Annotated in this window: 1 protein-coding gene; it reads right to left on the reverse strand. The window is 59.0% G+C overall.

What is annotated here, in order from left to right; translation table 11 throughout:
* Nucleotides 1–549 (reverse strand): cell division protein FtsA (gene ftsA / locus EOE65_RS17870; RefSeq protein WP_127696269.1); only part of this gene is annotated, 549 nt, incomplete at both ends.

A 549-nucleotide genomic window follows, 5' to 3' on the forward strand; every position in this document is an offset into this window, starting at 1 on the left:
CTCCGAGTTGCTCCCCCTCCGCGGCATAATGCAACAGACCAATACTGGTGGCGAAAATCGGGTTTTGCAGGATGTCATCCATCCCGCGAACACCGTGCGGCATCGCGAGTCGAACCGGCATATGGAAGATCTCCTCCGCCAGTTCAACAACCCCTTCCATCTTCGCGGTGCCGCCGGTTAGTACGATGCCTGCAGCCACCAGATCTTCGAACCCACTGCGGCGTAGTTCCGCTTGCACGAGGGTAAAGAGTTCGTCGTAGCGCGGTTCCACCACCTCGGCCAAGGATTGGCGTGACAGATCGCGCGGTGGTCGGTCGCCCACGCTTGGGACCTTGATGGTCTCGTCAGCGCTGGCGAGCTGCGCAAGGGCGCAGGCATACTTAATTTTGAGTTGTTCTGCATGTTGCGTGGGGGTACGCAGTGCCATGGCAATATCACTGGTGACTTGGTCGCCAGCAATCGGTATCACCCCGGTGTGACGAATGGAACCGGCGGTAAAGACCGCGATATCGGTGGTGCCGCCGCCAATATCAACCATACAGACCCCGA

The sequence above is a fragment of the Neptunomonas marina genome (assembly GCF_004005935.1).
In the GTDB taxonomy this organism is placed as follows: domain Bacteria; phylum Pseudomonadota; class Gammaproteobacteria; order Pseudomonadales; family Balneatricaceae; genus Neptunomonas; species Neptunomonas marina.